General features: G+C 68.1%; 6 protein-coding genes and 1 tRNA gene. 2 read left to right on the forward strand and 5 right to left on the reverse strand.

Annotation, left to right across the window (positions count from 1 at the left end):
• Positions 1 to 191: 191 nt before the first annotated feature.
• From OQF71_RS12495 to OQF71_RS12505, 3 genes are all read right to left on the reverse strand, one after another.
• Positions 192 to 686 carry a CBS domain-containing protein gene (locus tag OQF71_RS12495; protein WP_280588058.1) on the reverse strand — a complete coding sequence of 165 codons (495 nt, stop codon included), beginning with the start codon at positions 684 to 686 and terminating at the stop codon, positions 192 to 194.
• Positions 687 to 873: 187 nt separating this feature from the next.
• Positions 874 to 3,579 (reverse strand): BGTF surface domain-containing protein, encoded by a 2,706-nt coding sequence (locus OQF71_RS12500; protein WP_280588059.1) that lies wholly within the window; start codon positions 3,577 to 3,579, stop codon positions 874 to 876.
• A 397-nt stretch (positions 3,580 to 3,976) separates the two neighbouring features.
• A tRNA-Met gene (locus tag OQF71_RS12505) sits at positions 3,977 to 4,130 on the reverse strand.
• A gap of 156 nt (positions 4,131 to 4,286) precedes the next feature.
• On the opposite strand from OQF71_RS12505, the gene OQF71_RS12510 reads away from it, so the two are divergent.
• Together OQF71_RS12510 and OQF71_RS12515 are read left to right on the forward strand one after the other, a co-directional pair.
• Entirely contained in the window at positions 4,287 to 5,564 is a 1,278-nt protein-coding gene (locus OQF71_RS12510) for a hypothetical protein (RefSeq protein WP_280588060.1), read from the forward strand.
• A gap of 106 nt (positions 5,565 to 5,670) precedes the next feature.
• A complete protein-coding gene (locus OQF71_RS12515; RefSeq protein WP_280588061.1) occupies positions 5,671 to 6,894 on the forward strand; it encodes a mechanosensitive ion channel family protein in 1,224 nt (407 codons plus the stop codon).
• Between the two features lie 231 nt (positions 6,895 to 7,125).
• On the opposite strand, the gene OQF71_RS12520 is transcribed toward OQF71_RS12515, so the two are convergent.
• Complete coding sequence (locus OQF71_RS12520; RefSeq protein WP_280588062.1) at positions 7,126 to 7,644, reverse strand: hypothetical protein; 519 nt, start codon at positions 7,642 to 7,644, stop codon at positions 7,126 to 7,128.
• A gap of 122 nt (positions 7,645 to 7,766) precedes the next feature.
• On the reverse strand, positions 7,767 to 9,396 hold a 1,630-nt coding region (gene mutL / locus OQF71_RS12525; protein WP_280588063.1), incomplete at its 5' end, for a DNA mismatch repair endonuclease MutL.

Consider the following 9,396-nt stretch of genomic DNA (forward strand, 5'->3'; position numbering starts at 1 on the left):
GCGTGGGCGCTGTGTGCGGTGCGCCCGTCCGCATCGCCGCACATCCGCGCGGCTGGGGCTTTGGAGGTGTTTTCGGAGCCACCGACCGCAACGACGTATAACCGAGCGGCTGGGGCTTTGGAAGTGTCCTTCACCGATCCGGCCTTGGTAGGTGATTCCCGAACGCGATCACCTACTGCGAATCGACCCGCTTAGTCCAGCCGCTTATCCCGGAACGCGCGGATCACGTCCTGTCGGGCGATGATCCCGACGACCCGCCCGTCCTCGTCCACGACCGGAACCCGATTGATGTCGGGGTCGTCGCCGACGAGCAGGTCGAGCACGTCGTCGATCGGGGCGTCGGGGGTCACCGTCGCCACGTCCGTACTCATCACGTCGGAGACCGGGCGGTCGGCGTTCCGGATCATGTCGACGCCGAGATCGAGGTCGCCCCACGGCGCCTTCACCTGGTAGGTGAGCGTGTCGACGAACGGCGGGAGCCCGATCGGGATCCACAGCGTCTCGTCGTCCGGCTCGAACAGATCGACGAGGTCGGACTCGGTGATCACGCCGACCAGGCGGTCCTCGGCGTCGACGACGGGGAAGCCGCTGAACTCGTAGCGGGCGAACTTCTTGAACACGTCTGCGACGTCGTCGTCGGGGGCGACCGTCTTCACGTCGGGTTCCATCAAGTCACGCGCGTGCATACGGTCACCGACGCAAGCGGGGGCCGTAGGCGTTTCGACCGGTGCGGGTGGCTCGTCGGGCGCTAGACGCGTGGGCGCAAGCGACGCGTGTGGCTGTCGCTAGGTGGTCGAGTTCGATAAAGAAGAACCGCTTGTGGGTCGGCCCGCGAGGGCCGATGGTCAGCGAGCGTGGTGAATCGCAGCCGCGTTACTCGGTACGCCGCGTAGCGAGGAGCGCAGCCGCGATGAGGGCAACGAGCGCGACGAGAGCGCCGAAGCCGGGCGTGGAGTCGTCGGTGCCGCCGTCGCCACCGTCTTCTCCGTCGCCGCCGTCGTCGCCGTCAGCGCCGCCGTCGTCACCGTCGCCACCGTCGTCGCCGTCGTCGCCGTCGGCGCCGCCGTCGTCACCGTCGCCGCCGTCGTCAGCGGCCTCGATGGTCAGCGTGCCGGTAACTTGGTCGTCGTCGGTGGCCACACCGTGCTCGTAGTCACCAGCGTCGAGGCCGGACGTGTCGGCCGTGAACTCGACGGTGGTGCTCTCGCCACCCGCGAGGGTGACGTCCTGACTGTCGAGCTCATCGCCGTCAAGCGTAAGCATGACAGACTGGGTACTCTCCGCTTCGCCGGTGTTCTCGATCGTCGCCGAAACGTCGACCGAGTCACCTGCGGTGGCGGTGGCCGAGCTCGGGCTCAGGTCCGAGACCGTGAAGGTCGCGGGCTCCTGGACCTGCTCAACGACCGTACCGTCGGCTTCGGGAGCGTCGTTCAGAGTGAGCCCGTTGGTGGTGAGCGTGTACTCGTCACCCACGGACGTGTCGCTGAAGTCGAAGTCAGCCGACCACGTACCGTCAGCATTCACAACAACCTCGTCGTTCGTCTTGACGAACGAAGGCTGCGTGCCGCTGGCGGAGCGGGCACGGACGGTGAACTCAGTGGCGGGCGCGACGTTCGTCGTACCCATCACGGTCTGACCCTCAGCGTTCGTCACGTTGTACGGATCCTGATCGAACGAAGCATCGCGCTCCGCAAGGGAGAGTTCGGACGTGACTTGGTTGTAAGAGTCTTCGAACTCATCCTGATCGACGTCGTCTGTGTCCGGGTTCAGGAGCCGCTCGTCCTGCACCGCGAACTGAACGTCGAACGTGTAGTCCTCGTCGTCGTTCAGATTATCAATATTACTGGTGTCGAGGAGGAGGTAGTACTCGTCGTTTTCCCCGTCGACAACCACGTCGAAGTCAGCGGCATCCGGCGTGAATGTCTCCCGATCCGCGTTCGGACCGGCACTGTCGCGAGTCTCACGGAGGCGGAACTGAATCGCGTTGTCACTCGATGCAGTGCCGCTTATGACCTGAGACTGACTGTTGTTCAGATTGTCGATGAGGTACTCGAACTGCGCCGACACGTCGTCATCGCTAACCGAGCGGTTCGTAACAGTGTAGTCCAGCATACCTGCCAGACCGCTCGCACTGATCTGGTGGACGCTGTAGTCGCCGTGTGCGAAGTCGTTCGTCTGCGTCACAGCGCCGTCTTCGACGGCGGTCGTGAGCGTGTCGAGCTGCTCGTCATCGTCCGCGGAGACGACGTCGTCAGCGTTGGAGTCGGAAGCCGTCCACAGCTGGACGCTTTCCGACGAGCGCTCTTCGATGAACAGCGTCGACACGTCGTCGGGCGAGTCGATCGTGGACTGCGCGTCCGCGTTCGGGCTGCCGCTATCAACGGCACTGGCTTGGACGTCGTAGTCGCCAGTGGCGAGGATGTTGTCGAGGCTCGATTCATCGTCCACGGTGATGGCGTCGTCATCGTCGGCATCGACGATCGACACGGCCTCTGCACCGGAGAGACCAGCCGTGTAGGTGTTGAACGCCAGCGTGATCTGATCGTCGTCACCGAAGTCAGTGATGCTCACGTTAGCCTGGTAACCGAAGTCGTCATCGTTGCCGATGACGACAGTTCCAGTGCTGGCGGCGCCGTCCGCCGTAAGGGTCATCTCGACGATGTCACCCTGCTGCTCGGTGAGGCTACCTTCCTCGATGTTGACCTCGCCGTCGCCGATATCCTGAACGGTGATCGACGCGCTGTCCTCAGCGGTCGAGTCGACGACGCTGGTGTTGAACTGGTACTCGCCAGCGTCGATGTCGGTGAAGTTCAGCGTGTGCTCATCGTCCTCAGCGCGGAAGAGGGTGATGTACCCATCCTCGCCGTTGAGTGCGTAGTCGCCATCAGCGGAGCTCCCGTTCCGAGCCCAACTGCTGACGTTGTAACGGTCGTAATCGTCGTCAGAGGTTAGGTTCTCAGTGACATCCCGCGTGGTGGTGTCGTTAAAGATGTTCTCGAGGTCCTCCTCATCAAGCCCGTCGGCTTCCACGTTGACGGCGTAGGTGTTCCGCGCTGCGGAACTGATCTCGAAGTCAACGGTGGCATCGGAGCCCGAGTCACCGACCGTTTCGTCGTCGAACTCGGTCGTGAGGCCTTGGACGACAACCTCCAAGCGGATGTCTCCGGAACCATTATTACTAGCGAGGGTTGTGTTAATCTGGTCTCCGGTTGACTGGGTGGTGATCACGTACTGCCCAGCCCCGAAGCTGGACGTATCGATGAGGGTGTAATTGTCTCCCTCGGGGTCTAGTGCTGCTTCAAGACCACCAACGCGGGGATTGTCCCCGCTCAGGTCAACGGACCGGAGCTCAAGATTTCCTCCGTCGTAGTTCTCAACAGTCGATACGTTATACAGCACTTCTTGACCCTGGTACAAGGTAGCACCAGTGGAGTTCTCGGTGCGGTCGTAGTCAGTGTCGCTGGGAGTCGCCGCAGCCGCGGGGGCGGCAGCGAAGCCGACAGCAACCATGGAGATGACCATGACCGCCGCAAAGAAGACCGCGTTGGCCTTCGTGCGTGTATTATTGTCGTTTGTCATTGTTGTTGTGTGTTGTCTGCGTCGACCACAGCAGCTTTCCCGGCACCTGACGCCCGATCTTCGTCGTCGCCGACAAGATCATCAAAGTGCGACCGGACTCGGTTCATGGTACTCGGTACTGCAGTCATTTGGGTAGGGGTTGCAGGCTAACCATACAGCGTTCGGTATAAATACTTTGTGTGGTTTACAAGGTGTGTGAACGCATAACAAGAGCGCGTTGAGGCCTGAGACGGCCGATCAGCGATTGAGCGACACTGGGGGCGAGTCGCTGAATGGTATAAATACCTCATTTGAGACGGAATCGCGGCGGGTCGAGCTCCTCGCGCGTACGCATGAGACAGCAACTGCAAGCAACTACAGCACGTCGTCACTCGCGATCGCAACGAAACCGAGAGAATGGCCGGGGTGGGCTCCGAACCCACGATCTCCGCATGTCCCAGGTCCGAGGCTCGGCGGAGCCACGGGAAGGACGCGGACGCTTCCAAGGCGTCACCGCACCGAATCTCCGAACCCTATGAGTGCGGCGCTATGTCCAGCTAAGCCACCCGGCCTCACCTTCCCGTACCGCGATGAGACCCTTTAACCTTCCCATCCGTCGGACGGGTGTGAAGCGGTGACAGAGGCGCCGGCCGCGACGTCCCCGGGAGATGTCGGATTCGAGAACCGGACCCCGCGGATTTATGCGGGACGGGGCGAATTCCCGGGACATGAGCCTTCCCGACCTGCTCGCGGAGACCGTTGGCGACGAGGACGTCGTCGCCGCGGTCTCGCTTGGGGGAGACGACCGGCTCGCGGTGACGCCGACGCGGACGCTCGTCTATCGCGGCGACGGCCTGCTGTCGGACGAGTCGGTCACGGAGTACCCTCACGACGTCGAGCGCATCGCGGTCTCGACGGGCCGCCGCAAGGCGAAACTCACCCTCGGCTACGGCCTCGACGGCGACGAGACCCTCTCGCTCCCGGCGAAGCGCGCCGACGACGCCCTCCACCCGATCCTCGCCGGCGTCCTCTCCGCGACCGGCGTCACCGAGCCCGGCGAATCCGTCCTCCGCACCTTCCGCTTCTCGGAGCTCACCCTCGTCGTCACCAGCGACCGGCTCGTCAAACACGTCGGCTCCGCCGTCTGGGACGACGAGTTCGAGGAGTTCCCCTACGCCGACCTCACCGACCTCGACTTCGAGGAGGGCACCGTCGCGACCGCGGTCGTGCTCGCGCACGGCGGCCGCTCAGAGCGCTTCAAGGCCCCCAACGAGTCCGCCCGGGCGCTCCGCGAGACGCTCGTCGACGCCGTCTGCGACTACCACGACGTCGCCAGCTTGGAGGAGTTCCGCGTGACCGTCGCCGCCGACGAAGACGACGAGGCCGGAGGCGGGACCGGTGCCGACGGCACCACCGACTTCGGCGAGGGCCCCGACCCCCTCTCGGCCTCGCCCGTCGCCGATGCGGAGGCCGAAGCGGAGGCCGGGACCGAGACGCGGGCCGGCGCCGAAGGGGACGCGAGCGCGGCGTCGGGTGACCCCCTCTCCGCGGGCGTCGCCGACGCGGAGCCGTCCGCCGCGGCCGAGACGGAGAGTGATCCCGCGGCCGCGCCCGCGAGCGAGCCGGTCGACGACCGGGACCCGCTCGGCGAGACCGTTGCCGAGGCCGAAACTGCCGCGGAGGAGCCGGCGGGCGACGCCGACTCGGCGAACGAGACCGACCTCGCGGGCGATTCCGCCGGGAAGCCCCCGTCCGGGGGATCCGCCTCGGGTGAGGGAACCGCGTCGGCCGAAGTCGGCGCGCCGGCGACGCGGGGCGACGCGGGGGCCGCGACCGACGCCGACGCCTTCGACGGGTCGCCGTTCGAGAGCGCGGGCGTCGAGGGCGAGGACCTCGCGACCGAAGTGGCCGAGCTCCGCCGCGTCGTCGAGGCGCAGTCCGAGCGGCTCGACCGGCAGTCGGAGCTCATCGAACGGCTGATCGAGGAGCTCCGGCGCGGGCGCTGAGGACGGTTTCGGTTGCGGGACGCGTCCCGTGCGTGTCGTGCGCCTCGTTCTCCGAATCGATAGCCTCGGGGTGAGGTTTATAACCGCGACGACGGAGTCCTACAGAGTGACTGCACAACTCGGTCCATGGATCGACGCGACGCTGAGCGGCGTCGTGACCACGGAGGCGCGCCTCGCGGTAACGGTCGGTATCCTCCTCCTGACGGTCGGGGTCGGGTGGCTACTGCTCCCGCGGGCCGTCCGGGCGGGCGAGCGAGTCACCGCGGGCTGGCTGGAGCGCTTCCTCGACGGCCGCGGCGAGTCCTCGATCGAGACGCTCCGCGAGGCGGTACCCGTCTCCTTCGGCCTGCGACTGCTCGTCGGGCTGCTCCAGCTCGCGCTGTTCGCGCTCGCCGCCGTCGCCGTGCTGACGCTGTGGGGGCGGTTCTCGGTCGTCGTCGCGGTGCTCCCGGTCGCGGAGAACGCCGTGACCGTCGGCGGGCGGGCCCTCCTCTCGGCGCTGCTTCTCGGCGGCGCGTACGTCGCGAGCGACGTGCTAGAGGAGTACGTCACCGCCCTCTCCGACGACAGCGACCGCATCACGGCTCACCAGGAACAGCTCCTCACCCGGATCATGCAGGTCGGACTGCTCGTGATCGCGGGCATCACCGTCCTCGGGATCTGGGGCGTGAACCTCGGCGGGCTCCTCGTCGGCGCGGGATTCCTCGGGATCGTGCTCGGGATGGCGGCCCGGCAGACCCTCGGCTCGCTCATCGCCGGCTTCGTGCTGATGTTCGCGCGCCCGTTCGAGATCGGCGACTGGGTCGCGATCGGCGATCAGGAGGGGTTCGTCACCGAGATCACGATCATGAACACGCACATGCGGAACTTCGACGGCGAGTACGTCGTCGTCCCGAACGACCTCGTCACCAACCAAGCGATCACCAACCGGAGCCGCGAGGGGCGGCTCCGCATCCACATGGAGGTCGGCATCGGCTACGACGACGACCCCGACGCCGCCAGCGATATCGCGGAGGAGGTCCTCGAGGATATCGACACGATCGCGAACAACCCGAAGCCGTACGCCGTCCCCTCCGGCTTCGGCGACTCCGCGATCCTGCTCGACCTCCGCTTCTGGATCGACCCGCCGACGCCGCAGGCCCGCTGGCGCTCGAAGGCGACCGCCGTCGAGATGATCCAAGGCCGCTTCGCCGACGCCGGGATCTCCATCCCGTACCCGCAGCGGACCGTCTCGTACCCGCCGGAGACGGCGGAGGCGGACGAGACCGTCGAGCGCGTCGAGCGCTTCGACGACGACGGCGATGAACGCGCGAGCGACCGGCCCGCCTGAAGGCGGCGCTCGGCGCACTCGACCGGGGGACTCACATCGCAGACCGGTCACACCGGTCTGCGAGTGTGACGGATGGGACGGGCTTGACATCCTCCCCGCCCTGAAGGGCGAGGCTTCCTCCTTGCACTTGCGTAATCGACCGCAGGCAGCGGGTCTCCGTTGAGACGCGAAGGCGGCAGAGACGGGTCGACCCCCGCGCCGATTGGGGATCGGCCGGGTCGCGTCCCGGCGTCACAGCTCCGACGAGTCGGTGTAGCCGCTCGGCAGTTCGGTGCCTCGGCCGGCGAACAGCTGCTCGAACCGGTCGATTCGGTCGAGGACGTAACTGAGGGCCGCGGTGAGGGAGTCCGCACCGATCGACAGCAGGTGACGAACGCCGCGGTTCCGATCGGTGTGATAGAAGCTGATCTCCCCCTCCGGCCTGGTGTTCCGCTCGGGCATCACCACCAGTTCCTGTCTGGTGGGCGTGTGTCGGAAGACCAGTACGTCGGTGAGGCAGTCGCTGCCGTAGGTGACAACGTCGTGTCCCACCTCCCACTTCGGCGGCATCCGGTCGGCGAGCGCGTCCGCGTCGACGACGTTTCGCATCGTCGTCGCCGTCGAGACGGCGTTCAAGTCCGACCCTCGTCGGCTCCGGAGCCAATCGAGCAGTCGCTCGACGAGGTCCCGGAGCCCGTCGGGCGACGCGAACCGACCGCTGGACCGCTCCGTCGGCAGCGATCCCCGGGTCGGTTCGATCGACTCTTCCATGTGAACACCTCCAACCCGACCATGCTAATAGATATCGGTCGTCAGTCCCGAACCTGACGGGTCCGTCGGGGGCGCCGAACCGGACGGCGCGACGGTGACAGTCACCCGTCTCGCCAGCCCCGCTATCGGTCCCGCTCGAACCCGGCCGCGAACGTCGCCTCGTCGACCGTGAGGACCGTCGGCCGCCCGTGGGGGCAGGCGTACGGGCGGTCGCACTCACCGAGCCGGTCCAGCAGCGCGCGCTGCCCGTCGGGGGACAGATCGCCGACCTCGCCGCGCTTCAGCGACGGGTGACACGCCACGTCGGCCAACAGCGCCTCCCTGGCGTCCCGCGGCGGCTCGCCGCCCGACAGCGCCGCGAGCGCGTCGCGGAACGCGTCCGCGTCGGCCGCCCGACCGAACGGCGCCGGCACGGTCCGGACCCTGACGGTCCCGCCGCCGAACGGCTCCGTCTCGAAGCCGAGCGCCGCGAGCGCATCGGCGTTCGCCTCCGCGGTCGCCGCCTCGTCGGCCGACAGCGAGACGGTCGCCGGCGGGTCGAGCGCGGCGGTCGGTACCGGCTCGTCCGCGAACGCCCGGGCGAGCCGCTCGTAGTTCACGCGTTCGTGGGCGGCGTGACCGTCGACGACGAGCAGCTCGTCGCCGGCCTCGACGAGGAGGTAGAGGTCCCGGAAGACGCCGAGGGGCTCCGCGCCCTCGAAGGCCGCGGGGCGCTCGCCGTCGTCGCCGCCGACCGGATCGAGCGCCGATTCGATCCCCGTGTCGACCTCGGCCTGTCGCCTGAGGTCCGCCCCGGTGAGCGCGTCGGCGACCGCGGACTCGACCGCGTCGGCGACGCGGTCGGCGTCGCGCAGTCCGACCTCGCGCTTCGCGGGGTGAACGTTCGGGTCGACGCGGGCGGGCGGCACCGCCACGTCCACGGCCGCCACCGGCTCGCGACCGTCGGGGAGCAGGCGGCCGTACCCGGCGCGGACGGCCGCCGCGGGCCGGTCGTTCCGGACGGGACGCCCGTTCACCGACACACGGACGTGGTCGCGGGAGGCCCGGGTCACCGAGGGGTACGCGAGCACGCCGGCGACGTCGATCGAGAGGCCCGTCCCCCCTTCGACCCTGTCCGCGACGCTCGCCGCGATCTCCGTCGACCGGCTCGCGGTCTCGCGGTCGTAGACGCCGAACAGCGCGTCCGTGGCCCCGGTCCCCGGCGTCGACAGCGTGGTCGAATCGTCGTGTGCCAGCGTGAACGCCACCCCGGGGTTCGCGAGCGCGTAGTCGGCGACCAGCGCCGAAACCCGCGCGAACTCGGCGGCCGGTCCCGCGAGCGACTCCCGGCGCGCCGGGCGGGCCGCGAACAGGTCCGCGACGATGACCGTGGTCCCGCGGGCGCGGCCGGCGTCGGCGACGGCCGGCTCCGCCGGCGCGTCCGCATCGGCCGCCGACCCGCTGGCCGTCCCGTCGACGACCACCCGCGTCCCCACGGCGTCGCCGTCGCTCGTCGTCAGTTCGAGCCGCGCGGCGTCGGCGATCGCGGCGAGCGCCTCGCCCCGGAAGCCGAGCGAGTCGACGCCGACCGGGTCGCCGTCGGGCGCGAGTTTGCTCGTCGCGTGGCGCTCGACCGCGCGCCTCGCGTCCGCGCGTGACATGCCGCACCCGTCGTCGGCGACCCGGACCCGGTCGGTGCCGTCGCCGCCGACCGCGACCTCGACCGCCGAGGCGCCGGCGACGCGCGCGTTGTCGACCCGCTCCCCAACCTGG

This window comes from Halorubrum sp. Boch-26, assembly GCF_029889805.1.
Taxonomy (GTDB): domain Archaea; phylum Halobacteriota; class Halobacteria; order Halobacteriales; family Haloferacaceae; genus Halorubrum.

Coding starts and splice junctions, on each gene's coding strand:
- OQF71_RS12495 (WP_280588058.1), bottom strand. CDS start 686: ATGCACGCGCGTGACTTGATGGAACCCGACGTGAAGACGGTCGCCCCC.
- OQF71_RS12500 (WP_280588059.1), bottom strand. CDS start 3,579: ATGACAAACGACAATAATACACGCACGAAGGCCAACGCGGTCTTCTTT.
- OQF71_RS12510 (WP_280588060.1), top strand. CDS start 4,287: ATGAGCCTTCCCGACCTGCTCGCGGAGACCGTTGGCGACGAGGACGTC.
- OQF71_RS12520 (WP_280588062.1), bottom strand. CDS start 7,644: ATGGAAGAGTCGATCGAACCGACCCGGGGATCGCTGCCGACGGAGCGG.